The 26,989-nt window shown below is 69.5% G+C and carries 25 protein-coding genes; 11 read left to right on the forward strand and 14 right to left on the reverse strand.

The window, feature by feature from the left end:
• The first annotated feature begins 10 nt into the window (after nt 1-10).
• From JC881_RS04145 to JC881_RS04185, 9 genes are all read left to right on the forward strand, one after another.
• A complete protein-coding gene (locus JC881_RS04145) occupies nt 11-880 on the forward strand; it encodes an FAD binding domain-containing protein (protein WP_198784397.1) in 870 nt (289 codons plus the stop codon).
• A complete protein-coding gene (locus tag JC881_RS04150) occupies nt 877-1,374 on the forward strand; it encodes a (2Fe-2S)-binding protein (protein ID WP_198784398.1) in 498 nt (165 codons plus the stop codon). The genes JC881_RS04145 and JC881_RS04150 overlap by 4 nt, the downstream gene beginning before the upstream one ends.
• Nucleotides 1,367-3,754 (forward strand): xanthine dehydrogenase family protein molybdopterin-binding subunit, encoded by a 2,388-nt coding sequence (locus JC881_RS04155; protein WP_198784399.1) that lies wholly within the window; start codon nt 1,367-1,369, stop codon nt 3,752-3,754. Before JC881_RS04150 ends, JC881_RS04155 begins: the two co-directional genes overlap by 8 nt.
• Before the next feature lie 54 nt (nt 3,755-3,808).
• A complete protein-coding gene (locus JC881_RS04160; protein WP_233101516.1) occupies nt 3,809-5,062 on the forward strand; it encodes an ABC transporter substrate-binding protein in 1,254 nt (417 codons plus the stop codon).
• Between the two features lie 39 nt (nt 5,063-5,101).
• Nucleotides 5,102-5,971: a branched-chain amino acid ABC transporter permease gene (locus JC881_RS04165; protein WP_443083327.1), complete on the forward strand. Its 870-nt coding sequence runs from the start codon at nt 5,102-5,104 to the stop codon at nt 5,969-5,971.
• Nucleotides 5,971-6,933 carry a branched-chain amino acid ABC transporter permease gene (locus JC881_RS04170; protein ID WP_233101517.1) on the forward strand — a complete coding sequence of 321 codons (963 nt, stop codon included), beginning with the start codon at nt 5,971-5,973 and terminating at the stop codon, nt 6,931-6,933. Before JC881_RS04165 ends, JC881_RS04170 begins: the two co-directional genes overlap by 1 nt.
• On the forward strand, nt 6,930-7,697 hold the full coding sequence (locus JC881_RS04175) for an ABC transporter ATP-binding protein (RefSeq protein ID WP_198784401.1): 768 nt from the start codon (nt 6,930-6,932) through the stop codon (nt 7,695-7,697). Before JC881_RS04170 ends, JC881_RS04175 begins: the two co-directional genes overlap by 4 nt.
• Nucleotides 7,697-8,431: an ABC transporter ATP-binding protein gene (locus JC881_RS04180; RefSeq protein WP_233101518.1), complete on the forward strand. Its 735-nt coding sequence runs from the start codon at nt 7,697-7,699 to the stop codon at nt 8,429-8,431. Before JC881_RS04175 ends, JC881_RS04180 begins: the two co-directional genes overlap by 1 nt.
• 192 nt (nt 8,432-8,623) lie before the next feature.
• The gene (locus tag JC881_RS04185; RefSeq protein WP_198784402.1) at nt 8,624-10,417 is read left to right on the forward strand and encodes a carboxylesterase/lipase family protein; all 1,794 of its coding nucleotides are present in this window, start codon (nt 8,624-8,626) and stop codon (nt 10,415-10,417) included.
• 22 nt (nt 10,418-10,439) lie between these two features.
• Here the strand turns inward: JC881_RS04185 and JC881_RS04190 are convergent, their stop codons facing one another.
• Genes JC881_RS04190 through JC881_RS04215 form a run of 6 tightly spaced genes read right to left on the reverse strand, consistent with a single transcriptional unit; the run spans nt 10,440 to nt 15,521 of the window.
• Nucleotides 10,440-10,880 carry a nuclear transport factor 2 family protein gene (locus JC881_RS04190; RefSeq protein WP_198784403.1) on the reverse strand — a complete coding sequence of 147 codons (441 nt, stop codon included), beginning with the start codon at nt 10,878-10,880 and terminating at the stop codon, nt 10,440-10,442.
• The gene (locus tag JC881_RS04195; protein ID WP_332875189.1) at nt 10,877-12,181 is read right to left on the reverse strand and encodes an MFS transporter; all 1,305 of its coding nucleotides are present in this window, start codon (nt 12,179-12,181) and stop codon (nt 10,877-10,879) included. Before JC881_RS04195 ends, JC881_RS04190 begins: the two co-directional genes overlap by 4 nt.
• A complete protein-coding gene (locus JC881_RS04200) occupies nt 12,178-12,801 on the reverse strand; it encodes a hypothetical protein (RefSeq protein WP_198784404.1) in 624 nt (207 codons plus the stop codon). The genes JC881_RS04195 and JC881_RS04200 overlap by 4 nt, the downstream gene beginning before the upstream one ends.
• 5 nt (nt 12,802-12,806) lie before the next feature.
• On the reverse strand, nt 12,807-13,790 hold the full coding sequence (locus tag JC881_RS04205) for a Bug family tripartite tricarboxylate transporter substrate binding protein (protein ID WP_198784405.1): 984 nt from the start codon (nt 13,788-13,790) through the stop codon (nt 12,807-12,809).
• Between the two features lie 28 nt (nt 13,791-13,818).
• On the reverse strand, nt 13,819-14,661 hold the full coding sequence (locus JC881_RS04210) for an SDR family NAD(P)-dependent oxidoreductase (RefSeq protein ID WP_198784406.1): 843 nt from the start codon (nt 14,659-14,661) through the stop codon (nt 13,819-13,821).
• Nucleotides 14,658-15,521, reverse strand: coding sequence for an amidohydrolase family protein (locus JC881_RS04215; protein ID WP_198784407.1), 864 nt, complete (start codon nt 15,519-15,521; stop codon nt 14,658-14,660). Before JC881_RS04215 ends, JC881_RS04210 begins: the two co-directional genes overlap by 4 nt.
• Before the next feature lie 89 nt (nt 15,522-15,610).
• Here JC881_RS04215 and JC881_RS04220 point away from each other — a divergent pair, with 89 nt between their 5' ends.
• Nucleotides 15,611-16,510, forward strand: coding sequence for a LysR family transcriptional regulator (locus tag JC881_RS04220; protein WP_198784408.1), 900 nt, complete (start codon nt 15,611-15,613; stop codon nt 16,508-16,510).
• Nucleotides 16,511-16,513: 3 nt separating this feature from the next.
• On the opposite strand, the gene JC881_RS04225 is transcribed toward JC881_RS04220, so the two are convergent.
• The 5 genes from JC881_RS04225 to JC881_RS04245 all read right to left on the reverse strand — a co-directional run bounded on the left by JC881_RS04225 (nt 16,514) and on the right by JC881_RS04245 (nt 20,720).
• Nucleotides 16,514-17,029, reverse strand: coding sequence for a carboxymuconolactone decarboxylase family protein (locus tag JC881_RS04225; protein ID WP_198784409.1), 516 nt, complete (start codon nt 17,027-17,029; stop codon nt 16,514-16,516).
• 42 nt (nt 17,030-17,071) lie between these two features.
• Nucleotides 17,072-17,854, reverse strand: a complete 783-nt coding sequence (locus JC881_RS04230) for an SDR family NAD(P)-dependent oxidoreductase (protein WP_198784410.1) — start codon at nt 17,852-17,854, stop codon at nt 17,072-17,074.
• A gap of 4 nt (nt 17,855-17,858) precedes the next feature.
• Nucleotides 17,859-18,659 (reverse strand): SDR family NAD(P)-dependent oxidoreductase, encoded by an 801-nt coding sequence (locus tag JC881_RS04235; protein WP_198784411.1) that lies wholly within the window; start codon nt 18,657-18,659, stop codon nt 17,859-17,861.
• Nucleotides 18,660-18,703: 44 nt separating this feature from the next.
• Nucleotides 18,704-19,708, reverse strand: coding sequence for a tripartite tricarboxylate transporter substrate binding protein (locus tag JC881_RS04240; RefSeq protein ID WP_233101519.1), 1,005 nt, complete (start codon nt 19,706-19,708; stop codon nt 18,704-18,706).
• A gap of 118 nt (nt 19,709-19,826) precedes the next feature.
• Entirely contained in the window at nt 19,827-20,720 is an 894-nt protein-coding gene (locus JC881_RS04245; RefSeq protein WP_198784412.1) for a LysR family transcriptional regulator, read from the reverse strand.
• Between the two features lie 403 nt (nt 20,721-21,123).
• On the opposite strand from JC881_RS04245, the gene JC881_RS04250 reads away from it, so the two are divergent.
• On the forward strand, nt 21,124-23,655 hold the full coding sequence (locus tag JC881_RS04250) for a CehA/McbA family metallohydrolase (RefSeq protein WP_332875190.1): 2,532 nt from the start codon (nt 21,124-21,126) through the stop codon (nt 23,653-23,655).
• A 71-nt stretch (nt 23,656-23,726) separates the two neighbouring features.
• Here the strand turns inward: JC881_RS04250 and JC881_RS04255 are convergent, their stop codons facing one another.
• Genes JC881_RS04255 through JC881_RS04265 form a run of 3 tightly spaced genes read right to left on the reverse strand, consistent with a single transcriptional unit; the run spans nt 23,727 to nt 26,972 of the window.
• Nucleotides 23,727-24,719 (reverse strand): Bug family tripartite tricarboxylate transporter substrate binding protein, encoded by a 993-nt coding sequence (locus JC881_RS04255; protein ID WP_198784414.1) that lies wholly within the window; start codon nt 24,717-24,719, stop codon nt 23,727-23,729.
• Between the two features lie 43 nt (nt 24,720-24,762).
• Nucleotides 24,763-25,755, reverse strand: a complete 993-nt coding sequence (locus JC881_RS04260; protein WP_198784415.1) for a hydroxymethylglutaryl-CoA lyase — start codon at nt 25,753-25,755, stop codon at nt 24,763-24,765.
• Entirely contained in the window at nt 25,752-26,972 is a 1,221-nt protein-coding gene (locus tag JC881_RS04265) for a CaiB/BaiF CoA transferase family protein (protein WP_198784416.1), read from the reverse strand. The genes JC881_RS04260 and JC881_RS04265 overlap by 4 nt, the downstream gene beginning before the upstream one ends.
• Nucleotides 26,973-26,989 lie beyond the last annotated feature (17 nt).

Genomic DNA, 26,989 nt, shown 5'->3' on the forward strand with positions numbered 1-26,989 from the left:
GACCGGCACGATGAAGGCCCCCGCTTTTTCCTACCTGCGCGCAGAGAGCCTCGCGCACACCTCGGCGCTGCTGCGCGAGCACGGCGACGCGGCGCGCCTCCTGGCCGGCGGCCAGACGCTGCTCGCGACGCTGAACATGCGGCTGTCCAAGCCGCAGCTGCTGATCGACATCAGTTCATTGGTCGAGCTGCGCGGCATCGGCCTGCGCGGCGAGTACCTGCGCATCGGCGCGCTCGCGCGGCACGTCGACATCGAATGCTCCGACGTGGTGGCGCGGCACCTGCCGCTGCTGACGCAGGCCGCGCCGCACGTGGCGCACGCGGCCATCCGCAACCGCGGCACGATCGGCGGCTCGATCGCCTTCGCCGACCCCGCCGCCGAGTGGCCCGCGTGCGCGCTCGCGGCCGATGCGGAGCTCGTCCTCAGCGACGGCCAGCGCGAGCGCCGCGTGATGGCCGGCGACTTCTTCATCGACCTCTACGAGACCGATCTGCGTCCGCACGAGGTGCTGGTCGCGCTCGAATTCCCGCTGCCGGGCCCGGCGCGCCGCTTCGCATTCTCCGAACTCGCGCGGCGCCACGGCGACTACGCGATCGTCGGCATCGCCATGGCCGCGGACGTGACGGCCGGCGTGCTGTCGGACCTGCGCATCGCGTTCTTCGGCATGGGCAACACGCCGATGCGCGCGCTCGGCGCCGAGACCTGCCTGACGGGCACCGCGGCCGATGCGACCGCCATGTACACCGCCATCGAAAGCCTCGACGAAGACATGCACCCCGACGCCGACCTGCACAGCAGCGCCGCCGCCAAGCGCCACATGGCGGGCGTGCTGCTGCAGCGCGCGGTGCGCGCCATCCTGAACCCCGAAGCGGCGCCATGAACGAATCGAAGATCCTCACCCGCATCCGCGTGAACGGCGAGTTGCACGCGCACTGGGTCGAGCCGCGCCAGCACCTGGTGGACTACCTGCGCGACGAGATCGGGCTCAAGGGCACTCGCGTGGGCTGCGAGCACGGCGTGTGCGGCGCCTGCACCGTGATGCTCGACGGCGAGATCGCGCGCGGCTGCTTGATCCTCGCCGTGCAGGCCGACGGCCATGAGGTGCAGACCATCGAGGGCGTCTCCGACGCCGGCGCCATCTCCGACTTGCAGCAGGCCTTCGTCGCGCGCAACGCCGCGCAGTGCGGCGCATGCACGCCGGGCATGCTGCTCACGGCCCACGCCCTGCTGCGCCACGAACCGAACGCGGGCCGCGCCGAGATCCGCGAACAGATCTCGGGCAACTACTGCCGATGTACCGGCTACCACGCGATCGTCGATGCCATCGTGCTCGCGCGCGACCAGCGGCTTCAGGACGGAGGCGCACATGAATGACGTGACCGCCCCCGCACCGGTGATCGACACCGAGGCCGAGCGCTTCATCGGCAAGCCGGTCACGCGCACCAACATCCATCGCCTCGCGCAGGGCCGCGGCCAGTACGTCGACGACCTGGTGCTGCCGCGCATGCTGCACGTGGTGTACCTGCGCAGCCCGCATGCGCACGCGCGCATCGTGCGCATCGATGCCGAGGCGGCGCGGCGCATGCCGGGCATCGCCGCGATCGTCGACGGCCGCGAAATGGCCGCCGTGTGCGCGCCGTGGGAGGCCACGCTCAAGCACCTGACGGGCATGCGCTCGCCGCCGCAGCATGCGATCGCCATCGACCGCGCCACCTGGCAGGGCGAGGCGGTGCTGGCCATCGTCGGCCAGACCCGCGCGCTGGCCGAGGACGCGCTCGACGCCGTCACGGTCGAATGGGAGCCCCTGCCCGCCGCCGTGCACATGGACACCGCGCTGGACGCCGCCACGCCCGTGATTCATCCCGAGCTCGGCAACAACCTGTGCTTTCACCGCGAGATCGACACCGGCGGCGTCGAGGCGATGTTCGATGCGGCCGACGTGGTGGTGGAAGAGGTCTTCCGCTTCGGCCGCCACACCGGCGTGACGCTGGAGCCGCGCGCGGTGCTGGCCGATTTCGCGCCCACCGACCGGCACCTGACGGTGCACCACTCGCACCAGGCGCCGCACATGATGGCCGACCTGTACGCGCGCCAGCTGGGCCTGCACGAGGCCGACGTGCGCGTGATCTGCCGCGACGTGGGCGGCTCCTTCGGCATCAAGGTGCATGCCTACGCGGACGACTTCGCGACGGTCGCGCTCTCGGTGATGCTCGGGCGGCCGGTCAAGTTCGTCGCCGACCGCCTCGAATCGTTCGTAACCGACGTGCATGCGCGCGAGCACCGCGTGAAGGCCCGGCTCGCGCTCGCCCACGACGGCCGCATGCTGGCCTTCCAGATCGACGACCTCACGGGCATCGGCCCGTACTCGATGTTTCCGCGCACCAGCGCGATCGAGGGCAACCAGGTGCTCAACATCACGGGTGGCCCCTACAAGCACGACCACTACAAGGCCGCGCTCGACGTGGTGTTCCTCAACAAGGTGCAGACCAGCCAGTACCGGGGCGTGGGCCATCCGATCGCCTGCGCGGTCACCGAAGGGCTGGTCGACCTGGCCGCGGCGAAGCTCGACATCGACCCGCTCGAGCTGCGCCGCCGCAACGTGATGGAAGACGACAGCTATCCGCGCAAGGGCGCCTCCGGCATCCTGCTCGAAGGGCTGTCGCACCAGGCCTGTCTCGACAGGATCGAGACGATGATGGACTACCAGGCGCTGCGCCGCGAGCAGGCCGAGCTGCGCGCGCAAGGCATCCATCGCGGCATCGGCATCGCGGCGCTCATCGAGCTGACCAACCCGGGCCCCGCGTTCTACGGCGTGGGCGGCGCGCGCATCGCGGCGCAGGACGGCGCCACGCTCCGGCTCGACCCCACGGGCATCGTGCACTGCGCCACCGGCGTGGGCGAACAGGGCCAGGGCACCGAGACCATCTTCGCGCAGATCGCGGCCGACACGCTCGGCGTGCCGATGGCCTCGGTGCGCGTGCTGACCGGCGACACGGCCGCCACGCCCTACGGCGGCGGCACCTGGGCCTCGCGCGGCGCGGGCATCGGCGGCGAGGCCGTGCTGCTGGCGAGCCGCCAGCTGCGGCAGAACATCCTCGAGCTGGCCGCCGCGCACCTGAAGCGCCCGGCCGAAGGCATGCAGATCGCGCGGGGCGAGGTGATGTGCCTCGCGACGGGCGAGGCGCTGGTCTCGTTCGCGGAGCTGGGCCGCATCGCGTACTTCCGCCCCGACCTGCTGCCGCCGGGCTTCCAGCCCGAGCTGGTCGTCACACGCCATTACGCGCAGCGCGACTACCCCTTCGTCTTCACCAACGGCGTGCAGGCGTCGTATGTGGAGGTCGACGTGGAGACCGGCTTCGTCAAGCTGCTGCGCCACTGGGTGGTGGAGGACTGCGGGCGCGTGCTCAACCCGATGCTGGTCGACGAGCAGATCCGCGGCGCCGTGGTGCAGGGCATCGGCGGCGTGCTGTACGAGGAGTGCCTCTACGACGACAACGGCCTCATGCGCAACGGCAGCATGGCCGACTACCTGGTGCCGATGGCCTGCGAGATGCCCGATATCGAGGTGGCCCACATCGAGACGCCCACCCGCACCTCGCAGCTGGGCGCCAAGGGCGCGGGCGAGGCCGGCACCGCGGGCGCGCCGGCGGCGGTGCTGAACGCCATCAACGACGCGCTGCGGCCCTTCGGCGCGCACGTCTCGGACCAGCCCGTGACGCCCGACAAGTTGCTGCGCGCGCTCGGGCGCATCTGAACGCGCTTGCGTTTTTTGCTTTTGCTTCCACTCGAACGACAGGAGACGACGACCATGGCTTCCACACCTCTGAACCCCTCTGCGCTGCTGCGCCGGCGCTCCGTGCTCAAGGCCGCCGGCGGCGCGCTGCTCGCCACGGGCGGCACCGCATCGATGCCGCTCTGGGCGCAGGCCGAGACGATCCGCGTCGGCCTGCCCATTCCGCTGACCGGCCCGTTCGCCAACGAGGCGCGCGCGGTGCAGCAAGGCGCGGAGCTCGCGATCAAGGAATTCAACGCCGCGGGCGGCGCCGGTGGCCGCAAGGCCGAGCTGCTGGTGCGCGACGACAAGCTCAACCCGCAGGAGGCCGTGACGCGCACCGTCGAGTTGATCGAGAAAGATCGCGCGCACTTCATCGTCGGCTCCGTCTCGGCGGCGGTGCAGCTGTCGGTCAACAACGCGACCAAGCAGCGCAAGATCATCTACAACTCGGTGAGCCAGTCCGACTCGATCAACGAGGCCAAGGACTTCAGCAAGTACACCTTTCACGAGTGCCTGAACCCGCACATGACCGCGGGCGCCGTGGCGCGCTATGCCTTCCCCAAAATGGGCAAGCGCGTGGTGTTTCTCACGGCCGACTACGCCTACGGACAGGAGATGGCGCGCGGCTTCGTCACCGCCGGCAAGGCCTTCGGCATCGAGGTGCTGGCGGACATCCGCCATCCGCTCGGGCAGACCGATTTCTCCAGCTACTTCCCGCGCATCCTCGCGCTCAAGCCCGACGTGCTGGTGGTGTGCAACTTCGGGCGCGACCAGTCGATCGCGTTCCGCCAGGCCGGCGACTTCGGCGTGAAGCAGAAGGCCAAGCTCATCGCGCCGCTGCTCATGCACTCGGGGCGCATGGTGGACGGGCACGACGTGTATGCCGACGTCATCGGCGGCACCGGCTACTACTGGGGCATGGAAGAAACCACGCCCTCCGCGCGCGCCTTCAACGCCGCGTTCCGCGCGGCCAACGGCGGCGTGGCGCCCACCGACTACGCCGGGCTCGGCTATGCGGGCGTGCGCAACGTGCTGGCCGCGGCGAAACAGGCCAACAGCACCGACAGCGACCGCGTGGCCGAGGCGCTGCAGGGCATCAAGGGCGATGTCTACAAGGGCAGCACCTACTACCGCGCCTGCGATCACCAGTCGGTGCAGTCGGTGCTGATCGTCGAGTCGAAGCCGCCCGCGCAGGCCAAGGGCAAGGACGACATCTTCCGCATCGTGGCCACGGAGGCGCCCGACGAATCGCGCATGCGCAGCTGCAGCGAACTCGGCCACGCCTGAGCGGCCTTCGACGCGTCCGCCCCCTTTTCGGAATCCGCCGTGGAAATCTCCGCCTCCCTCCTCGTCCAGCAACTGTTCGTCGGACTGGCGCTCGGTGCCATCTACGTGCTCGTGGCGGTCGGCCTGTCGCTGATCTTCGGGCTGCTGGGCGTCGTCAACTTCGCGCACGGCGCCTTCTACATGCTGGGCGCCTATGTCGCCGTGTACGTGTACGGGCTCACCGGCAGCTTCTGGTGGTGCCTCGTGCTGGTGCCGCTGGCGGTGGGCCTGCTGGGCCTCCTTGCGGAGCGCTGGCTGATCCGGCCGCTCTACGGGCGCGGCGTCGACTATCCGCTGCTGCTGACCTTTGGTCTCGCCTACGTGCTGGTCGACAGCGTGCGCATGGTCTGGGGCGTGCAGGGCGAGGCCTTCGCCACGCCCGAGGCGCTGCGCGGCGCGGTCGACGTGGGCTTCGGCGTGTTCCCGCTGTACCGGCTGTTCCTCATCGGCCTGTGCGCGGTGCTGCTGCTGGCGCTGTGGCTCTTCATCGAGAAGACGCGCCTGGGCCTGGTCATCCGCGCCGGCGCGCGCGACCCGCTGGTGCTCAAGGTGCTGGGCATCGACGTGGGCCGCGTGTGGCTGCTGATCTTCGGGCTGGGCACCGCGCTCGCGGGGCTGGCCGGGCTGCTCGCGGCACCGCTGCGCGGCGTGAACCCCGAGATGGGCGGCTCGGTGCTCATCGAGGCCTTCGTCATCACGGTGATCGGTGGCATGGGCTCGCTGGTCGGCGCGATCGTCGCGGGCCTGCTGGTGGGCGTGGTGGTCGCGATGACGACGCTCTTTCAGCCCGACTTCGCCGAGCTCGCGATCTTCGCGCTGATGGCGGCGGTGCTCATCCTGCGGCCGAACGGGCTGTTCGGAAAATCATGATGAAAACACGCTCCACCCTTTCTGCTCTGGCTCCCGCCGCGACGCGCCACCGCGTGCTGCTGAGCATCGCGGTGCTCGCGCTCTTCCCGCTGGTCATGCCCTTCCATGCGCTGGCCATCAACATCCTCCTGTTCGGCCTGTTCGCCGCGGGCTACAACCTCACCTTCGGCTACACCGGCAAGCTCTCGTTCGGGCACGCGGCCTTCTACGGCACCGGCGCCTACGGCTGCGGCATCCTGATCGCGAACCACGGCGTGCCCTGGCCGCTCGCGGTGGCCGCGGGCGTCGTGCTCGGTGGTCTCGTGGCGCTCCTGATCGGCATGCTGGCCATCCGCACGCGCGGCATCTACTTCGCGATGGTGACGCTGGCGCTCGCGCAGTGCGTGTACTTCGCGGCCTTCCATTCCACGTCGTTGACGGGCGGCGACAACGGCCTGCGCGGCGTGAACGTGCCCGCGCTGCAGCTGGGCGGCTGGCAGCTCGATTTGCTGCAGCCGCTGAACCGCTACTACTTCATGCTGGTGTTCGTGGCCGTCGCCATCTGGGTGCTCTCGCGCATCCTCAACTCGCCGTTCGGCGCGGTGCTGGAGGCGATCCGCGAGAACGAGCAGCGCGCCCGCGCCTCGGGCTTCGACGTGGAGCGCACCAAGCTGCTGTCGTTCGTGATCTCGGGCCTGTTCTGCGGGTTGGCGGGCGCGCTCACCGCGATCAACCTGGCCACCGTGGGCATCGACATGCTCTCGTACCACACCTCGGGCCAGGTGATGATGGTCGCGCTGCTCGGCGGCATGGGCACCTTCTTCGGGCCCTTCATCGGCGCGGGCACCTTCCTGGCGATGGAGCATGCGCTGACGGCCGTCACCGAGCGCTGGCAGCTCATCGTGGGGGTGATGTTCATCGGGCTGGTGCTGTTCTTTCCGAAGGGCATCTGGGGTTCGCTGCTCGCGAGGATGGAACGATGACCACAGGCACCACCGATCAGGACGCCATCCTGGAGACGCGCGGCGTCACCAAGCGCTTCGGCCAGTTCACCGCCAACGAGGGCATCAGCGTGGTGTTTCCGCGCGGCAAGCTCACGGCCATCATCGGCCCGAACGGCGCGGGCAAGTCGACCTTCTTCAACATGGTCTCGGGCGCCTTCGCGCCGACCGAGGGCGCGATCTGGTTCGACGGGCGCGAGATCACCGGCCTCGCGCAGCACCGCTTCGCGCACCTGGGCATCGCCAAGTCGTTCCAGGTGACGAACCTCTTTCCGGACCTGAGCGTGCTGGAGAACGTGCGCGTGGCGGTGCAGGCGCTCGAATCGGGCTTCGATTTCTGGCGCCCGCGCGCCGTGCGCCGCGACTGGACCGACAAGGCCGAGCGACTGCTGCAACGCGTGGGGCTGCAGGACAAGCGCGCCTTCCGCGCGGCGCGCCTGTCGCACGGCGAGCAGCGCGCGCTGGAAATGGCGGTGGCGCTCGCCGCCGACCCCAAGCTGCTGCTGCTGGACGAGCCCACCGCCGGCATGAGCCCCGAGGAGACGCGCACGATCATGGACCTGATCCTCGCGCTCGCAGAGGAGCGCACGGTGGCGCTGGTCGAGCACAAGATGAAGCTCATCATGGGCGTGAGCGACCGCATCGTCGTGCTGCACCAGGGCCGGCTGCTGGCCCAGGGCAGCCCCGACGACATCCGCGCCAACGAAGAGGTGCGGCGCGTCTACCTCGGCAAGGGAGCCCACTGATGCACGAAAAGAACGACAAGCAGCAACCCCTGCTCGCGGTGAAGAGCCTGGAGGCCTGGTACGGGCGCAGCCACATCCTGCAGGGCGTGGACCTGGAGGTGCTGCCGGGCGAGATCGTGTGCCTGGTGGGCCGCAACGGCGCGGGCAAGACCACCATCATGCGCAGCATCATGGGCCTCATGGACAAGGCGCGCGGCAGCGTGGTGTTCGACGGGCTCTCGCTCCTGGGCCTGCCGCCGCACCGGCGCTTTCGCCAGGGCCTGGCCTATGTGTTCGAGGAGCGCCGCATCGTGCCGGGGCTGACCGTGCTGGAGAACATCCGCCTGGGCATCCTCGCCTCGGACCAGCGCCACCGCGAACGCGAACTGATCGACGAGATCGCCGAGACCTTTCCGCGCCTGAAGGAGCGGCTCTCGCAGGTCGCCATCACCATGTCGGGCGGCGAGCAGCAGATGCTGGCGATTGCGCGGGCGATGGTGGCGCACCCCAAGCTCATCATGCTCGACGAGCCCAGCGAAGGGATCATGCCGGTGCTGGTGGACGAGATGTTCGAGCTGTTCGCGGCATTGAAGCGAGGGGGCAAGACGCTGCTCCTGGTCGAGCAGAACGTCGAGCTTGCGCTGTCGATCGCGGACCGCGCCTACATCATCGACCAGGGGCGCGTGGCGCACCACGCGCGGGCCGATGTGCTGCTGGCGGACCGGGAGATCCAGGACCGGTACTGCTCCGTGTAGCTACCTGGAGGGAGCGTGGCGCAGCCGCGCTCACATAGAACACCGCCGAACGATGTGCACGCGCCACATTGGTTTCGCGCTCCGCTCTGCCCAGACTGTGGTCGCCCGCCGCCATTGCCTTGGAGGCCGGGTCAAAGACGGCCGGCAGCCGCGCTGACGGCCATGACAACAGAGACAAACGGAGACATCACCATGATTCGCCACTTGCGCGCTGGCACCGCCTGCGCCGTCCTTGCCCTGCTGCAGCTGAGCGCCTGCGGCGGCGGGGGGAGCAACAACCCCGTGTTCACGCCCATTCCCCCGGCCACGACACCGCCTGCGACCAACCCGCCACCCAGCGAACCGCCCCCGGTCTCGAGCTCGCCCCTGCAGCGCGCTACCGTCTACGGCAGCGTGCTGGGCACCGACGATGCCGCCGCGACCGGCACCTACAGCTGGAAGGGCGTGCCCTTCGCCAAGCCGCCGGTCGGCGAGCTGCGCTGGAAGGCGCCGGTCGATCCCACGCCGTGGACCACGGTGAAGACGACGCAGAAGCTGGGCAACGCCTGCGTGCAGACCGGCCGCCTCTACGGCCCGGGCCAGAACAACCAGTACGACGCGACCATCGGCGCCTCCATCGGCAAGACCACGGGCGCCGAGGATTGCCTGTACCTCAACATCTGGGCGCCCTCGACGGCGGCGGCGACCGACAAGCTGCCTGTCATCGTCTTCGTCTACGGCGGCAGCAACATCACCGGCTACACGGGCGATCCGGTCTACGACGGCGCGGCGCTCGCGAAGGCGGCCAACGCGGTCGTGGTCACGGTGAACTACCGCCTCGGGATCATGGGGTTCCTGGCCTCGCCGCAGCTCAAGACCGGCGCCGATGCGAACGACGACTCGGGCAACTACGCGATCCTGGACCTCATCAAGGGCATGAAGTTCGTCAACGCGAACATCGCGGCCTTCGGCGGCGACCCCGGCAACGTCACGCTGATGGGCCAGTCGGCCGGCGCCGTCAACATCTACGCGCTGATGGTCTCGCCGCTGGTGGCCAACGCCAAGCCGGCCCTCTTCCAGCGGCTGGTTCCGCTGAGCGGCGGCGTCGCGACGGCCACGACCCAGCCGAACCAGGTCAATGCGCTCCTGAGCGCCCTCTTGGTGGCCGATGGCACCGTGGCGGACACCACCGCTGCGGCCACCTACATCGCCGGCCAGAGCAATGCCGATCTCGCCGCCTACCTGCGGTCCAAGAGCGCGGACACGCTGCTGCAAACGGTGCTGAAAAAACTGGTGCCGCTGGGCCTCTCGGCCTCCAACCCGCTGAACGACGGCACGGTGGTCCCGGTCGATCCGATCGCGGCGATCAACGCCGGGAAGTTCCTGAAGGTGCCGGTGCTGGCCGGCTACACGCGCGACGAGACCAAGCTGTTCCCGCAGAACCTGGCCACCTCGCCCGCGTTCGGCGGCATCAGCGGCCGGCTCATCGACGACCCGACCGTGTTCTCGATGGCCTACAGCTACGACCCGAACGCCGCGCCGACCACCTCGCTGGAGCAATGGATCCCCGGCCAGTACCTGCCCGTCACGACGCCGGTGACCGGCTTCAACGCGCGGACCGACCTGTACAACCAGTACTTCTTCATCGCGCTGCGCAAGCAGATCTTTCCGGTGCTGCAGGCGCAGAACGTGCCGCTCTGGTGGTACCAGTTCAACTGGGACAAGTCGCCCGCGCCGTTCAACGACATCTTCGGCGCGGCGCACACCTTCGACCTGCCGTTCGTGTTCGGCAACTTCGGCCCGTCGCTCTATTCGAAGTTCGCGAACTCGAAGGCCAACGAGCCGGGGCGGCTGGAGCTCTCTGACGCGATGATGAAGAGCCTCGCGGCGTTCGCCCGCGGCGGTGACCCCAACAACGCAGCGCTGGGGGTCAACTGGCCGCAGTACCCGGCGATGCTGAACTTCGACGCGTCGCTGACGGCCAAGGCGATCACGGTGCAGCCGTAACGCCCTACCGTTGCCGGCATCGTCAGGCCGGTGCCGGCGCGGTGTCCAGGCCGCTTTCTCCCGCGATGTCGTGGAACAGCTCGCGCGAGGCAAAGAGCCAACGCCCGCCGGCCTTCACCAGCCGGTCGGCGTAGGTGCCGGCCACCGCGATCACCGGCCCCGCGGCGCTGTCGCGCACCACGAGGAAATTGGAGCGCACCTGCGCGGACGCGCCCGCCAGGTCGATCACGATGTTGCAGGTCAGGTGCTTGCGCCGCGCGCCCTCGCGCGGCACGGGCACGAGGCCGTCGAGCAGCGCTTCGATGGCCGCCCTGCCCGCGGCGCGGCCGTTGCGGGAGATCCATTCGCCGTCTTCCGCGAAGAGCTGCGCGAAGGCGCCGAGGTCGCGCGCATCGAGCAGGAAGCAGTAGCGCGCAAGCAGTTCGCGGATCTCCTCGCGGTCTTGCAGTTCCATGAGCGTCATGGCGCGAATCCCTCCTTCGCGCCGACGGCATCGCGTGCCGCAACGTCATCGGCCGGCACGATGGGATGGCGTGTCATCGTGAGACACACCGTCACACCGATCAGCAGCAACGCGCCGGCGATGAAGAACGCCACATCGTAGCTGCCGGTGAACGACACCACGTAGCCCGTGACGATCGGCGCGAGCACGCCGAACAGGTTGCCCCCCGTGACCAGGAAGCCGTGCGCCTTGCCGGTGTTGGCGGGGTTGGGCAGCAGGTCGCTCGCGAGCGCGATGTTCAGGCCCACGGAGCTCCCGATGCTCGTGAGCGACAGCGAGAACAGCGCGAGGATCAGCGTGATGTCGTTGATCCACGGCGTGGCCAGGATGCACGACGAGCACAGCAGCATGACCGCGACCAGGTTGCGCCTGCGGCCCGAATTGACCGGCGCGTTGCGCAACAGGCGGTCGCTGAGCCAGCCCACGAAGATCGTCCCGGGCACCGCGACCGCGTAGGGAATCGCGGTGTAGAAGCCGGTCTTGAGCACGCCCAGACCGCGCGTGGCCTGCAGGTAGCTCGGCAGCCAAGAGAGGAACAGGTACACCGTGTAGACCGCGCAACCCTGCACGATGAACAGGCCCCACAGCGTGCGCGAGCGCATCAGCGCCGAGAGCGCGTCGCCCTTGGAAGCCTGCACCGAGCCGCCGCGCTGCGCGAGGATCTGCGCGCGCTCTTCTGCGCCGATGAAGCCCGCCTCCTCCGGCGACCGGTACAGCAGCAGCCATGCAGCCACCCATGCGAAGCCGATGGCCGCGGCCAGGTAGAAGCCGCCGCGCCAGCCGAGCTCGCCGACCACGTAGCCCATCACGAGCGAACCCACGGCCGGGCCGGCGTAGCCGCCGCAGTTGAAGACGGTGGTCGCGAGACCCCGCTCGCGTGCCGGCATCCATTCGCGGATGGTGCGCGCGCCCGCCGGATAGGTCGAGGCCTCGCCGAAGCCCAGCACCAACCGCGAGAGGCACGCGCTGACGAAGCCGCCCGAGAGCCCCGTAAGCACCGTCGCAGCCGAGAAGATCGCCATGCCGGACGCGGTCGCGCGCCGCGTGCCGATGCGATCCACGAGCGCGCCCCATGGCAACACGAACAGCAAGTACGACCAGAGGAAGGCCGAGAACAGATAGCCCAGCTGGATGGTCGAGAGGCCGAACTCCTTGGCGATCGGCTGCGCCGACACCGAGAGCACCACGCGGTCCACGTAGTTGATCGAGCAGCCGGTGAAGAGCAGCAGGTAGATGAGCAGGCGGCCCGGTTTGAGCGTCACGGTGCGCCTCCTTCTTGGGCTTCGGCGACCACGCGGAACATGGTCCGCTTCGTGTTCGTGAAGTGCGGCCGCGCGATGTCGCTCCACGCGGTCGCGCGCACCGCGAGCCAGGGCGGCGAGCCCAGCACGTCGTCGCGCAGCAGGTCGTAGCAGGCGAGCGACAGCGGACCGGCGCCGTGGTTCAAGAAGCGCATGGCCCGCACGCAGCCGGGCACCGCGGCGAGGCCGGGCATGTGCTCGGTGTCGTACCAGCGCGAGATCTCGTCGAGCCAGCCCGTCTCGGGGTCGGTCTCGACGACGTAGTGAAAACGCGGGCGCTCCCCGGTGGAGGCGCCCGCGAAGTCGCGCATCGCCTCGAGCGGCGACGCGCGCAGCTCGCTCGCCCAATCGCATCGCGCCTGGAACGCCGCGGCGATCGCCTCGCCATCGGGCGCTTCGGCTGCGTGCGACTCCAGGTAGACGTAGGCCTGCGATCCATCGAGGCTCGATGCCGCGCGGTGCAGCGCGAGCGCGGCGCCGTTGCCGGCGCAGAACGCGCGCACATCCGCATCGATGCGCGCGGCCGCAGCGGGCGCGGTGCGCATCTGCAGAAGAACGAAACAGGGTTTGCTGTCTTGCATCGCCATCAATCGGGTTTGATCTTCTTGGCGCGGACCACCGCCGACCACTTGGCGCTGTCGCGTGCCAGCAGCGCGCTCAACTCGGCCGGGCTCGAGGGCGCGGGCTCCGCGCCCGATGCCATGAGGCGGCTCTTCACGCCCTCGTTGGCGAGCGTGCGGCGCAGCGCCTGGTTCATCGCGTCGGCCACGCCGGCCGGTGTGCCCTTGGCCGCGAACAGCGCATACCAGTTGTCCGAATCGACGCCGGGAATGCCCATCTCCAGGAAGGTCTTGACCTCGGGCAGCAACGGGTGCCGCTTCGATGCGGCGATGCCGATGGGCTTGAGCTTGCGGCTGGTGATGAACGGCAGCAGGCCCGGGATATCACCGAAGAACCCGTCCACATGGCCCGCGAGCACGTCGGTGATGGCGGGCGCGGCGCCCTTGTAGGGCACATGCAGCAGCGGCGTCTTGGCGGCGTCCGAGAGCAGCTCCATCGCCAGATGCGGCACGCTGCCGGTGCCCGATGAAGCGAGCGTCAACGGCTGCTTGCTCTTCTTCGCGGCGGCTACGAACTCGGCGCCGGTGTTGTAGGGCGCGTTGGCACCGACCACCAGCACCTCGACGTTGCGCACCACCAGCGAGATGGGCGTAAGGTCCTTCGCGGGGTCGTACATGAGCTTCTCGTACAGCGACGGGTTGATCGCGACCGCGCCCACGCTGGTGAGCCACAGCGTCTGCGCATCGGGCGCGGAACGCGACACGTACTCGGCCGCGATGCCGCCGTTGGCGCCCGCCCTGTTCTCGACGATGACCTGGTGCCCGGTTTCCTTGCCGAGCTGCTCGGCGATCGCGCGGGCCACGAAATCGACGGGGCCACCCGGTGGAAACGCGACCACGATGCGCGTGATCTTGTCCTGCTGCGCGCGCACGGGAAGTCCCGTCGCCACGAGCGCGGCGGCGGCCAGGCCGTGCAGGCAGTGGCGCCTGCGAACGAACACATTCTTCATTCGGTGTCTCCTGATCTTTTTAGGAATGTCAGTCGCAGCGCACGGACATGCCGCCGTCCACCACGATCTCGGTGCCCGTGACGAAGCGCGCTTCGTCCGAGGCGAGAAAGAGCGCCGCCGCGGCGGTGTCGCGCCCGTCGCCCATGAAGGGCAGCGGAATGCGCGCCTGGCGCTCCTTCAGCAGCGCCTGGACGTCGCCGCCTGCGCGCTGCCCGGCCAGCCGTGTCTCGACCATCGGCGTGTGCAACTGCCCCGGCACCACCGTGTTCACGCGAATGCCCTGCCCCGCGTACTGCACCGCGAGCACGCGCGTGAACTGCATCACCGCGGCCTTGGTGGAGGCGTAGGCGATCTGCGCAGAGCCGGTCCAGCGCGTGGCCGACGTCGAGGCGAGGTTGACGATGGCGCCGCCGCCCTGCGCCAGCATGTGCGGCAGCACGTGCTTGCAGGTGAGGAACACGCTCTTCAAGTTGTGGTTCACCTGCGCGTCCCACACCTCCTCGGACATCTCGACCGGCCCGCCCTTGGCCGAGCCGCCCACGTTGTTGACCAGCACGTCGATGCGCCCGAAGCGCGCGATGCACTGCGCGACCATCGCCTCGATCGATGCGGCCTGCGTCACGTCGCAAGCGGCCGCAGCGAACACGCCGCCGGCCTTGGCGATGAGCTCGGCGGTCTCGCGCATGCGCTCGACATCGCGGTCCACGCCGAACACCTGCGCGCCCTCTTGCGCGAAACGCACCGCGATCGCGCGGCCGTTGCCCCAGCCGGTGCCGACCGAGCCCGCGCCGGTGACGAGCGCGACCTTGCCTTCGAGGCGGCGCGCGGTGGGTTGGAAGAAGTCTGCTGCTGTTGCTGCTGTAGTGGTCATGCGTCGAACCGGTAGAAGTCGAGGGGATTGCGCACCAGGATCTGTTCGCGCAGCGCCGCATCCGGCGCGATCTGCGCCAGTGCATCGACAAGCACGCCGTCGTCCGGCACGTGGTGATGGTTGGGGTGCGGCCAGTCGCTGCCCCAGAGGCATTGCTCGGGGAACTCGCGGGCCAGCACGTGCGCGAGCGCGATGCCGGCGGCGTAGTCCGCGCCGGCCGAGATCCGGTCGATGCCGCTCAGCTTCACGCGAAACAGCGGGTTGCGCAGCAGCGCGCGCAGTGCCGCGAAGTCGGCATGGTCCGCGCCGAGCGATGCATCGACGCGCCCCATGTGGTCGATGACCACCGGCACCGCACTGCGCGCGAGCGGCGCGGCCAGCGTGTGCACCAGGCTGCTCTCGAAATGCACCTGCAGGTGCATACCCAGTGGCGCGAGCCGGTGCGTGAAGGCAACGATGTCGTCCACGCTGGATGAGGCGCCCAGGTGCTTCATGAAGTTGAAACGCACGCCGCGAAAGCCCGCCGCGGCCAGGCGCGCGAGCTCGGCATCGGCCACATCGAGCGGTACCAGCGCCACGCCCAGGTAGCGTCCGCCGCCCGCGGCGATCGCATCCTCGATCACGCGGTTGTCGAAGCCGTGCACCAGCGACTGGACGATCACGCAGCGGTCGATGCCCAGGTGCTTGTGCAAGGCGAAGAGCGCCTCCTTCGGCGCGTCTTCGGGCGTCCAGTTCAGTGATTCGGAAAATGGGAACTGCGCGGCCGGGCCGAAGATGTGCACATGCGCGTCGCATGCGCCCGGCGGCAGCCGCAGGTGCGGCGCCGAGGGCCGCGGGTTGTAGGTCAAAGTTGTTGGCATGTCGTTGTCTCTCGGTGAATTGTCTGGCGCTGCCTTGGGTCCGAGTCCTGCTTTTTTCGGATATCAGCTATCCGTAAAATGCATTTCCCATGGACCTCTCGCGCCTCAACTATTTCGTCGCCGTCGTCGAGGCGGGCAGCTTCAGCCGCGGCGCCGCATCGCTGCACATGTCGCAGCCCGCGCTGAGCCGGCAGATCCTGCTGCTCGAAGAAGAAGCCGGCCAGCCGCTGCTCGTTCGCACGGGCCGCGGGGTCGAAGCGACCGAGTCGGGCCTCGCGCTGCTGGCGTATGCACGGGCGATCCTGGAGATGGCCGAGCGGGCGCGCGCCGACATGCAGGAGCGCCGCGCGAGCCCGCACGGCCGCGTCGTGGTGGGCCTGCCGCCGCGCGTGGCGCACGTGCTCGCGGCCGACTTGGTGGAGCGCTTTCGCGAGAAGTTTCCCGATGCGGTCATCAGCGTGGTCGAGGGCCTGAGCATCCGCCTGCGCGAATGGCTGGTCGCGGGGAAGCTCGACCTTGCAATCCTGTTCGATCCGCCCCCCTCGCCACAGATGCAGGAGGAAACGCTGGCGCGCGAGCCGCTCGTCGTGATCGGCCCCGCGCCGCTGCCGCGCCGCATGAAGCTGGCCGACGTGGCCGCGCTGCCGCTGGTGATGCCCAGCGGCCCCAACGCGCTGCGCCAGTTGCTCGAACGCGAAACCAAGCCGCGCGGCATGCCGCTGTCGATCGTCGCGGAGGTCGATTCGGTGCAGACGGTGCTGTCGCTGGTGGCGCGCGGCGTGTCGTACACGGTGCTGCCGCAGAGCGCCGTGCGCCTCTGGACCTACGACCAGCCGCTGCATCGCGCGGCCATTCATGCGCCGGCCATCCGCAACCGCATCGTGCTGGCCATTCCGAAGGCGCGGCCCGCGACGCGCACCAGCCGATGGGCCGCGCAGGTGCTGCGCGAGCTGGCGTTGGAGCACTACGGAAGCACCAAGGCCGACTGAGGTTCAGTGCCCGATCTCGAGCGCCACGAGGAAGCGCGACACCATGTTGTACGCGCCGACCGTGACCATCGCATCGACCACCTGCTGCGGCGTGAAGCGCGCGCTGACCTGCTGGTAGAGGACGGCGGGCACCTCGATGCTGTTCGTCATCGCATCGGTGAGCTCGATCAGCAGCGCCTCGTCGGCCGACAGGCCCGGGCCGATGGACGCCGGGTCCGACAGCGCATTGACCGCCGCCTGCGAGGCGCCCGCCTGCAGCGCGATCGGCACGTGCGCGTCGTATTCGTAGCGCGCGCGGTTGAGCACCGCCACGCGCAGGATGACCAGCTCGCGCGCCGCCTCGGGCAGGCTGTTGTGGCGGCGCACGGCCGTCAGCAACTGCTCCCAGCCATGCGCCATCGGAGGGCTGTTGAGCAGCACCTGGTACAGCGGCGAGACGCGGCCGCGCTGCCTGGCGATTTCCGCTTCGAGCGTGGCGAGTTCGGGGCGGCTTCCGGGTTCGACGGGAGAGATTCGCATGATGGTTTCGGTTCGAGGATGTGAAGAAAAAAGAGGATGCGTTCAGATCATCGGCGTGGCCGCGCCGTCCATGGCGATGGTCGCGCCGGTCACGTAGCTCGCGCGGCCCGAGGCGAGAAAGACCACCATGTCGGCGATCTCGCGCGGCTCGGCGGGCCGGCCGATGGGAAGCATGGCGCCCGGAGCGGCAGGCGCGGGCCGGCCTTCGAGCGCGGCCAGTCGCGCTTCGGCTTCCTGCCGCTGGCGCAGCCGCTCGGTGGCCACCTGGCCCGGATTGAGCGCGTTGATGCGCACGCCCTGCCGCGCATACGCCGCCGCCATGCCGGCGCTCGCGAGCAGCAGCGCGGCATTCGCTGCGCCGCCGGCCAGGTGCGTCGGATTGGCGACCTTGCCGCCCGCGCCGACGATGTTGACCACGCTGCCCGCGCCGCGCGCGGCCATGCGCTGCACGGCCGGCGCCATGACGTGGATGTAGCTGAAGAACTTGGCCTGCATCGCGTCGCTCCACGCCGCGGCATCGAGCTCGTCCGGCGGCCTGCGCTTGGCGGCGCCGGCGCAGTTGACCAGCACGTCGAGCGGGCCCGACGCGGCCTCGATCCCATCGAGCGCGGCGAGCGCCGATGCGGGGTCGCGCAGGTCGGCGGCATGCCATGCGACGCGGCCTTGCGTCTCCAGCGACAGCGCGGCCGCGCGCAAGGCGGTGTCGTTGCGCGACAGCATCGTCACGCGCGCGCCTTCGGCCAGAAAAGCCTGCACGCACGCGAAGCCGATGCCGCGGCTCGCGCCCGTCACGAGCACGTGGCGCCCGGCAAGTCCGAGGTCCACGCGCTCAGCCCCGCTTCTCGAGCAGCCCGCCGTCGACCGGCAGGATCACGCCCGTGATGTAGCGCGCCTCGTCGGACGCGAGAAACAGCGCCGCGTTCGCCACGTCCCACGCCGTGCCCATGCGGCCCATCGGCACCAGCGCCTCGCGCTCGGCGCGGATCACGTCGCGCGAGACACCGCGCTCCTGCGCGCGCCGCTCGATGGCCATGGGCGTGTCGATCAGGCCCGGCAGGATCACGTTGGCGCGGATGCCGTGGCGCGCGTTCTCCATCGCGATGTGCTGGGTCATCGTGTTGACCGCGCCCTTGCTGGTCTTGTAGGTGATGCTCGGCCGCGCCGCCAGCGACGAGGTCGAGGAGATGTTGACGATGCAGCCCGACTGCCGCTCGATCATGTGCGGCAGCACGTGCTTGCAGGTCATGAACATGCCCTTCAGGTTCATCGCCATGATGGCGTCCCACGCGTCGGCGTCCATCTCGACCGTCTTGCGGTCGCCCTTGGAGCGGCCCACGTTGTTGTGCAGGATGTCGATGCGGCCATGGCGCTCGATGCACGCGGCCGCAATCGCCGCGCAGTCGGCCTCGCGCGTGATGTCCGCGCGCAGCACCGAGGCGCTGCCGCCCAGGGCGACGACGGCATCGCGCGTGCTCTCGGCCCATTCTTCGTTGATGTCCACCAGCAGCAGCGTCGCGCCCTCTTGCGCGAAGCGCTCGGCGGTCGCGCGGCCGTTGCCCACCGTGTCGCCCGGTTGCTGCCCCGCGCCCACGATGATGGCGATCTTGCCTTCCAGTCTTCCTGTGCCCATGTCGTTCCTGTGTATGTGATTCGTCGCCTTGCTTGCAGCGGCGTTCAGTCGATCGTGATGTGGCCGTCGGTGACGACCTTGCGCCAGCGCGCTTCTTCCGCGCGCATGAACTTCGTCATCTCCTGCGGCGAGTTGACGGCCACGGTCAGCCCTTCGTTTGCGAGCCGCTCGCGGTACGCCGGCGCCTCGGCCGCCTTGCGCAGCGCGGCGTTCAGTCGGTCGAGCACTGCGGGCGGCGTGCCGCCCGGCGCGAAGATCGCGTACCAGACCTCCGCGCTGTAGCCGGGGATCGTCTCGGCGATGGTGGGCACGTTCTTGTAGGCGCTCGATCGCTGCGGCGAGGTCACCGCCACCGCGCGCATCTTTCCGCTCTCGACGAACTTGGCGACGCCGCCGGCCGTGCCGAACACCATGTCGATCTGCCCGCCGAGCAGGTCCGTGTAGGCCGGGCCTGCGCCGCGGTAGGGCACGTGCGTGATGTTCACCTGCGCCATGTTCTTGAACAGCTCGCCGGCCAGGTGCACGGCCGAGCCGTTGCCCGAGGAGCCGTAGTTCAGCTTGCCCGGATTGGCCTTGGCCGCCTTGACGACATCGGCAATCGTCTTGTAGGGGCTGTTGGGCCGCGTGACCAGCACGTTGGGGCCGTGGCAGATGAGGCCCACTTCGGTGAAGCCCTTCTCGGTGTCGTAGGGCAGGCTCTTCACGAGCGAGGCGTTGATCGCGATCGCCGAGGTGGTGAGGAGTAGCGTGTAGCCGTCGGCGGATGCCTTGGAGACGATGTCCGAGCCGATCACGGTGCCGGCGCCGGCGCGGTTGTCGATGACGACCGGCTGCCCCAGTTCGACCGCGAGCGCCTGGCCGAGCACGCGGCCGACCACGTCGGTGCCGCCGCCGGCGGTGAACGGAATCACGACGCGCAGCGGGCGCGAGGGAAAGGCATCGGCGGCGCGTGCGGTTGTGCCGATGAAGAGGGCCGGTGCGCCGGCGAGGGCTGTGCCGGCCGTGGCCATGCGCAGCACGGCGCGGCGCTGCAGGCTGGGGAATTTCAAAGTCGTCTCCTTGTTCTGTCTGGCGACGCCCTTCATGAAAGGCATCGTGGCGAACAGGAAGTCTAGGAACGCGTGAGCGCCCTGCTTTGACGATTCGGCAAAGCTCCTTTTCCGGCGCCTAGGCGCCGCGGCCTTCGCCCGACACCAGGTGCGCGAGAAATTCCTGTGCCGCCGGCGACAGCGCCGCACGGTCGCCGACGCACACCCACAGCTGCCGGTGCGCCCAGTCGTCTTCGAGTGGCAGCACCACGAGGCCCATGCGCGCCTCGTAGTTGCGCGCGATGCCCACCGGCACGATTGCCAGGCCCAGGCCCTCCCGCACCAGCTCGCACCGGGCCTCGGGGTTGGACACCTGCGCGCGCACCCGCAGCGGACGCGTCAGCGCGGGCGCGATGAGCTGCATGAACTCCTCCACGCTGTGGCGCGGGAAGTAGCCGAGGAAGTCGTAGTCGAGCGCGTCTTCGAGCCGCAGCGTTTCCCGCCGGGAAAGCGCATGGCCCACCGGCACGACGAGGCCGACGCGGTCGGTGCGGTAGGGCATCGACACCACGCCGGCCGCCGGATGCGCCGCGTGATAGACGCCGATGTCCGCCTCGCCGTCGGCCACGATGCGTGGCACGTCGTAGCTGAAGGCCTCCATCAGATCGACGCGCGAGTCCGGCGCCTTGCGCGAGAAGCTGCTGATCTCCGAAGGCAGGAACTGCTGCACCGCCGACGAATTGGCCACGAGGCGGATCTTGGGCACGCCGCTGGCCGAATACGCGCCGAGTGATGTCTGCACCTGCGCGAGCGTGCGCAGGATTGCCTTGGCCTGCTGATAGAGCATCGCGCCCGCGGGCGTGGCCTCCACGCCCCGGCCGTGGCGGCGCAGGAGGCGCGTGCCCAGCTGGCGTTCGAGTTCGGTGATGCGCTTGCTCGCGGCGGAGGTGACGACGTGCACCCGGTCGGCCGCACGCGAAAGGCTTTTCTCCTCGATGGCGGCCACGAGGATTTCGAGTGAGGCGATGTCCATCGCGCGATTTTCAGTCATCGGGTGGACGGAGGTGACAGTGTTGAATTGAACATTCTTTAGCCACTTCAGAAGAATTCATTGAGTATTTTTCACAATCGTGTAACGCGCAAACAGCATCCTTTGGTTCCCATTTCGGGCGGCATCTCCCGGGCGATCAGCGCCTCGCGGCGTGCCGCCTTCATTCCAGAGGTTCACGGTGACGGCGACTCAAACATTCTCAAAACGCTTCCTGGTGGTGGCCTGCGCGGTCTTCCTCGCTTCGTGCGGGGGAGGCTCGGGCAACGGCGGCGGCTCGTTCTTTCCGCTGCTCCCGCAGGGTCCGAATTCCGGCAATCCCGGCGGCCCGGCGACGCCGGACAATCCGCCCCCTTCCGGTGACGCGGGCGCCAAGCACGCCGCCTCCGTGAGCGTGCAAGGCGACGGCAGCGGCGACGTGGAATCGCTGGACACCGCCATCGCCTGCGACACGCAGTGCAGCGCCGACTACGCCGCGGGCGCGAGCGTCAAGCTCATCGCCACCGCCGCGCGCGGCTCCGTCTTCGCCGGCTGGCAAGGCGCCTGCGAAGGCACCACCGATGCCTGCGAGCTCACGATGGACGAGGCCCGCACCGTCGTCGCGAAGTTCTCGCTCGCCGAAAAAGCCGCGCCCACCGGCACCTGGTTCAAGGGCGACACGCACGTGCACGACGACCACTCCGACGACGGCAGCGCGCCGCGCCAGCTGAACCACGACATCGCCAAGGGCAACCTCTCGCTGGCCGACCAGATCGGCCAGGCCGGCCGCACGGGCCTGGACTTCATGCCCTTCACCGACCACCGCACCTACGACCAGCACTACGACCCGCTGTGGGAATCGTCGTCGCTGCTGCTGCTGCGCGGCGAAGAGGCGAACGGCAAGCCGCACGCCATCTCGCTGGGCGGCGTGGATTCGGTCGTGCAGGGCGCGATGCACCCCGACCGCGCGCAGTTCGCGCTGGTGCAGCAATCGATCTGGGATGCGCATGCGCAAGGCGCCATCTGGTCGATCGCGCATGCCGACGACGGCGAGATGAATGCCGACGGCTCGCCCAACATCAACGCCAGCGTGCAGGGCGTGAACCTGGTCGAGGTGTGGAACCGTTCCAAAAGCCCCGACAAGCAGATGGACTACGCCGAGAACCGCTGGAACGCGGGCTTCCGATTCGGCGTGGCCGGCGCGAGCGACAACCACTTCCGCGAATACTGGGGCGCGCCCTACCTCAACAGCCCCGGCATGCCCGTGACCAAGGTGCTGGCCAAGGCCTACAACGAGCGCGGCATCCTCGAAGCCATGCGCGCGGGCTACACGAGCCTGTCGATCAACCCGACCGGCCCCGCCGTCTCGATGACCTCCGACCTCAAGGGCGGCGGCTACACGGCCATGAGCGGTGACGAGGTCTTCGTTCCCGCGGGCACCGCGGGGCACCTGCGCATCAACGTGCAGCGCGCCGCGGGCATGGACGTGCTGGTGTTCCGCATGCCCGGCAAGAGCGCCGGCCCCTTCAAGACCTTCAAGCCCACGCGCGACGACGAGACCTACAGCGTGGACGTCACCGCCGGTTCGCAGCCCGACTGGTACCGCGTCGAAGTGCGCGGCCTCAACGTGCCGATTCCGCCGGCCGCGCAGGTCGTGGAGCTGAAGGCGGCCGTGTCGCCGATCTTCGTGTCGCCCGCGCCGGTCGAGGCGAAGGCGGAAGTGGCCGTGCCGAAGGAAGACAGCGTGGCCGACGGGGCCCTGCGCGTGGCGGGTGCGCGCGGCGATTTCGCGGGCTTCCCCGACATCGTGACCGCCGAAGGCGTGGTGCATGCCGTCACCGAGATGCACGGCGATGCGAGCAGCACCGTCGTCTACCGCCGCCGCGATGCCAAGGGTGCCTGGAACGACGCCGGCCGCACGCTGAGCGGCAAGGGCATCGCGCGCTTTCCGCGCGTGGCCGTGCGCGGCACCGACGTGTGGGTGGCGTGGGAGGAAGACACCGTGCAGGTGCCGCATCGCCCCGTCGTCAACCTGCGCCATTCCGCCGACGGCGGCATGACCTGGGCATCGACCGAAACGGTGCGCTCGCTCGAGGGCCGCGCCGAGCATCCGGACCTCGCCATCGCAGCCAGCGGCAAGCCGGTGGTCGCGTGGCAGGAAATCCAGAGCGGCCAGCCCTTCGACATCCTGGTGCAGGAAGTGGGCACCGACGCGCAGCCGCGCAACCTCTCGCGCGCCGGCAAGTCCGTCGATGCCGGCGTGCTCGACGACACGCGCTCGCCGCACTACCCCGCCTCGGTGCTGCCGAACGTGACGGTCGCGGCCGATGGCCGCGTGGCCGTGGCATGGCAGGACAACCGCAACGACCAGGACCCGCTGTGGACCGGCGCGGCCGCCTACGGCGACGGCTCCAACCCCGACGACTGGCAGATCCAGGTCGCGGTGCGCGCCGCGGCCGGTGCATGGACTGCGCCCGTGAGCCTCGGCGCCACGGACCGCGCCGACCGCCACCCCGATGTGGCGTTCGCGGGCAACGGCGACCTCGTCGTCGCCTGGGAAAGCAAGGAGCAGGAGCCGGCCGGCAAGAACCTCGCGGTGCTCGCGGCGGTATCGGGCGACGGCGGCGCGACCTTCTCGGCACCGGCCGTGCTGGCCGCCGAGCCGACCACGATGAGCCAGCGCCCGCGCCTGGGCGTGGACACCGACGGCGCGGTGCGCGTGGTCTGGTTCGACTCGCGCTCGGCCGACTGGCGCTGGCGCGTGATGACGGCGGTCTACCGCAAGCCCGTGGGCTGGGACGCGGGGACGCTGCTGAAGGGTTCGGGCATCAATACGTGGCCCGTGACTTCGGGCGGCGTGATCGCCTTTGCGAGCACGCGCAATGCGACGCGATTGCAGCGAGATCAGACGCAACAGGTGATCCTGCTGTCTGCGAAGTGAGCTGCCATCGCGCATGAAAAAAGCCCCGCCATGGCGGGGCTTTTTTTCGTCCGGTTGGCGATGCCTGTCGATCACTCCGCCTCGATCTTCGCGGCCTCCACCACTTTGCCCCAGCGCACGTACTCGGCCTTGCTGAAGTCGGCGAGCTGCTTCGCATCCATGTAGTCGGCCGTCGCGCCGAGCTCGGCCGCCTTCTGCTGGAAGGCCGGCGTCGCCACGATCTTGGAGATCTCGGCGTTGAGCCGGTCGATGACGGGCTGCGGCGTCTTGGCCGGCGCGAACACCGCGAACCACGAGGTCGCGTCGAGGTTCGGCAGGCCCACTTCCGCGGCCGTCGGCACGCCCGGCAGCGACGCGACGCGCGTCTTGCCCGTGACGGCGATGGCGCGCAGCTTGCCCGACTGGATGAACGGCATGAACGGCGGCGGCGTGCCGAAGGTCATGTCCACCTGGCCGCCCAGCAGGTCCTGCAGCGCCGGCCCCGTGCCCTTGTAGGGAATGTGCGTGATGCGGATGCCGGCCTGCTGCTCGAGCATGGCGCCGGTCACGTGCTGCAGCGAGCCGGGGCCCGACGATGCGAAGGTGAGCTTGCCCGGGTGCGCCTTGGCGTAGGCGATGAGCTCGGTCATGTTCTTGACCGGCACGTCCGCGCGCACCACCACCACCTGCGGCGCGCTCAGCACGTTGGCCACCGCGCGCAGGTCTTCGGGCGCCCACTGCTTCTGCTTGATGACGTGCGGGGAGATGACGTGGTAGCCCGAGTACTGCATGAGCAGCGTCTGGCCGTCGGGCTCGGCGCGCTTGACCTGCACCGCGGCGATCACGCCGCTCGCGCCCGCCTTGTTGTCCACGATGACCGACTGGCCCAGCGCCTTGCCCAGCGGATCGGCCAGCATGCGCCCCGCGATGTCGGTCGTGCCGCCGGCCGCGGCGCCCACGACCATCGTGACGGGGCGCGTGGGATAGGTCTGCGCGAGGGCGCCGGTGCCGATCAGCGCTGCGAAAGCGGTCAACGCGCAGACGCTGCGGCGTGACACGGATGAAGGGTTCGGATGCAGTTTCATGTCGTTGTCTCCTGGTTTCTATGAAGTTGAAATCGATGGGAAATCAGTGATCGCGCGCCAGGGCCCGCGCACGCGTGGCTTCGAAATCGGCCGGCGCCGGATGCAGGTCGAGCCGGCGTCCGGCCTTCGCGATCTGGCTCGGCGTGTCGTGACCGATGAGCGACGGCAGGCGGCGTGCGGCCGCCAGCAGCGCCGGCACGTCGATGCCGGTGTCGTAGCCCATGAGTTCCAGCGCGTGCGCGATGTCCTCGCTGCACACGTTGCCCGAGGCGCCCGGCGCATAGGGGCAGCCGCCGATGCCGCCGATCGACGCGTCGAAGCAGCGCGCGCCCGCGTCGATGGACGCCAGCACGTTCGCCAAGCCCATGCCGCGCGTGTTGTGGAAGTGCAGGGTCAGGTCGGAGGCGGGCCAGCGCGCGATGAATGCGCGCACCATGCCTGCCACTTGACCTGGATACGCCATGCCCGTGGTGTCGCACAGCGTGATGCCGGTCGCGCCGATCTCGTCGATGAAGCGGCCGCACCATGCGAACACGTCGCTCTCGGCGAGGTCGCCTTCGATCGGGCAGCCGAAGCTGCACGAGAGCGACACGTTGACTGCCACGCCGGCCTGCCGCGCGAGCGCCGCCACTTCGGCGAGGCCGCGCAGCGATTGCTCGCGCGTCATGCGCAGGTTGGCGAGGTTGTGGCTTTCGCTGGCCGACATGACGAGGTTCATCTCGTCCGTCTGCGCATCGATGGCGCGCTCGGCGCCGCGCACGTTGGGCACGAGCGCGCTGTAGACGACGCCCGGCACGCGCTCGATCTCGCGCAGCACGATCTCCGCATCGGACAGCGCGGGAATCGCCTTCGGCGACACGAAGGCCGTGACCTCGATCTTCGCCATGCCCGCGCGCGAGAGCGCGTTGACCAGGGCGATCTTGTCCTGTGTCGGCACGAAGGCAGCTTCGGCTTGCAGGCCGTCGCGCGTGCCGACTTCGTACATCCTGATGCGCTGCGAGGCGCCGTTCCACACCGCGTTGTCTGCGTTGTTCATGCGACCACCTTTCTGCCGCGCAAGGCGGCGATGTCATCGGCGGTGAAGCCGAGTTCGTCGAGCACCGAATCCGTGTCGTCGCCCAGCCCCGGCGCCGAGGAGCGCACCGTGCCCGGCGTGCCCATGAGCTTGGGCACCACGCCCGGCACCTCGATGTCGTGGCCGTCGCGCGTGCGTTGTTGCAGCAGCATGCCGCGCGCGCGGTAGTGCGGGTCTTCGCAGATGTCCTTGGCGGTGTAGACCTTGCCGGCGGGCACGCGCGCCGCGCCGAGCACGTCGAGCACCTCGGCCACCGAGCGCCCCTGCGTCCAGGCCTCGATGGCGCTGTCGAGTTCTTCCACGCGCGCCACGCGGCCCGCGTTGTCGGCCAGCGCCGCATCGGCGCCGAGGTCCTCGCGCCCGATGGTTTGCATCAGCCGCTTGAAGATGCTGTCGCCGTTGCCCGCGATCAAGACGAAGCCGTCGCTGCAGCGGTAGGCGTTCGATGGCGCGATGCCGGGCAAGGCGCTGCCCGCGGGCTCGCGCACCGCGCCGAACGCGCTGTACTCGGGCACGAGGCTCTCCATGACGTTGAACACCGCCTCGTTGAGCGCGACGTCGATCACCTGCCCCTTGCCGCCATTCACCTTGCGGTGGTAGAGCGCCGTGAGCACGCCGATGGTGCCGTGCAGCGCGGCCAGCGTGTCGCCGATGGAGATGCCGCAGCGCACCGGCACCTGCCCCGGCTCGCCGGTGAGGTGGCGCAGCCCGCCCATCGCCTCGCCGATGGCGCCGAAGCCCGGCAGGTCGCGGTAGGGGCCGGTCTGTCCGTAGCCCGAGATGCGCAGCATCACGAGGCCGGGGTTCAGCGCCGAGAGCACGTCGTAGCCCATGCCCCAGCCCTCCAGCGTGCCGGGGCGGAAGTTCTCGATCAGCACGTCTGCTTCGGCGATGAGCTTGCGCGCGATGTCCTGGCCTTCGGTGCTGCGCAGGTCCAGCGCGATGGAGCGCTTGTTGCGCGACTGCACCTGCCACCAGACCGAGGTGCCCTCCTGGATCAGCCGCCAGTTGCGCAGCGGGTCGCCGCTGCCCGGCGGCTCGATCTTGACGACGTCGGCGCCGAATTCGCCGAGCGTCTTGCCCGCGAAGGGGCCGGCGATGAGCTGGCCCATCTCGATGACGCGCACGCCTTGCAGGGCGCTGGGCGTTGGTGTGGGGGTGGGTAGCATGGAAGCCATGTGTTGTCTCCGGGTGG

The organism is Variovorax sp. IB41, assembly GCF_016405905.1.
Lineage (GTDB): Bacteria > Pseudomonadota > Gammaproteobacteria > Burkholderiales > Burkholderiaceae_C > Variovorax.

Excerpts from the sequence above, each read along its gene's own strand:
- JC881_RS04145 (WP_198784397.1), top strand. The coding sequence starts at position 11 with ATGAAGGCCCCCGCTTTTTCCTACCTGCGCGCAGAGAGCCTCGCGCAC.
- JC881_RS04150 (WP_198784398.1), top strand. The coding sequence starts at position 877 with ATGAACGAATCGAAGATCCTCACCCGCATCCGCGTGAACGGCGAGTTG.
- JC881_RS04155 (WP_198784399.1), top strand. The coding sequence starts at position 1,367 with ATGAATGACGTGACCGCCCCCGCACCGGTGATCGACACCGAGGCCGAG.
- JC881_RS04160 (WP_233101516.1), top strand. The coding sequence starts at position 3,809 with ATGGCTTCCACACCTCTGAACCCCTCTGCGCTGCTGCGCCGGCGCTCC.
- JC881_RS04170 (WP_233101517.1), top strand. The coding sequence starts at position 5,971 with ATGAAAACACGCTCCACCCTTTCTGCTCTGGCTCCCGCCGCGACGCGC.
- JC881_RS04175 (WP_198784401.1), top strand. The coding sequence starts at position 6,930 with ATGACCACAGGCACCACCGATCAGGACGCCATCCTGGAGACGCGCGGC.
- JC881_RS04180 (WP_233101518.1), top strand. The coding sequence starts at position 7,697 with ATGCACGAAAAGAACGACAAGCAGCAACCCCTGCTCGCGGTGAAGAGC.
- JC881_RS04185 (WP_198784402.1), top strand. The coding sequence starts at position 8,624 with ATGATTCGCCACTTGCGCGCTGGCACCGCCTGCGCCGTCCTTGCCCTG.
- JC881_RS04190 (WP_198784403.1), bottom strand. The coding sequence starts at position 10,880 with ATGACGCTCATGGAACTGCAAGACCGCGAGGAGATCCGCGAACTGCTT.
- JC881_RS04200 (WP_198784404.1), bottom strand. The coding sequence starts at position 12,801 with ATGCAAGACAGCAAACCCTGTTTCGTTCTTCTGCAGATGCGCACCGCG.
- JC881_RS04205 (WP_198784405.1), bottom strand. The coding sequence starts at position 13,790 with ATGAAGAATGTGTTCGTTCGCAGGCGCCACTGCCTGCACGGCCTGGCC.
- JC881_RS04210 (WP_198784406.1), bottom strand. The coding sequence starts at position 14,661 with ATGACCACTACAGCAGCAACAGCAGCAGACTTCTTCCAACCCACCGCG.
- JC881_RS04215 (WP_198784407.1), bottom strand. The coding sequence starts at position 15,521 with ATGCCAACAACTTTGACCTACAACCCGCGGCCCTCGGCGCCGCACCTG.
- JC881_RS04220 (WP_198784408.1), top strand. The coding sequence starts at position 15,611 with ATGGACCTCTCGCGCCTCAACTATTTCGTCGCCGTCGTCGAGGCGGGC.
- JC881_RS04225 (WP_198784409.1), bottom strand. The coding sequence starts at position 17,029 with ATGCGAATCTCTCCCGTCGAACCCGGAAGCCGCCCCGAACTCGCCACG.
- JC881_RS04235 (WP_198784411.1), bottom strand. The coding sequence starts at position 18,659 with ATGGGCACAGGAAGACTGGAAGGCAAGATCGCCATCATCGTGGGCGCG.
- JC881_RS04245 (WP_198784412.1), bottom strand. The coding sequence starts at position 20,720 with ATGGACATCGCCTCACTCGAAATCCTCGTGGCCGCCATCGAGGAGAAA.
- JC881_RS04255 (WP_198784414.1), bottom strand. The coding sequence starts at position 24,719 with ATGAAACTGCATCCGAACCCTTCATCCGTGTCACGCCGCAGCGTCTGC.
- JC881_RS04260 (WP_198784415.1), bottom strand. The coding sequence starts at position 25,755 with ATGAACAACGCAGACAACGCGGTGTGGAACGGCGCCTCGCAGCGCATC.
- JC881_RS04265 (WP_198784416.1), bottom strand. The coding sequence starts at position 26,972 with ATGGCTTCCATGCTACCCACCCCCACACCAACGCCCAGCGCCCTGCAA.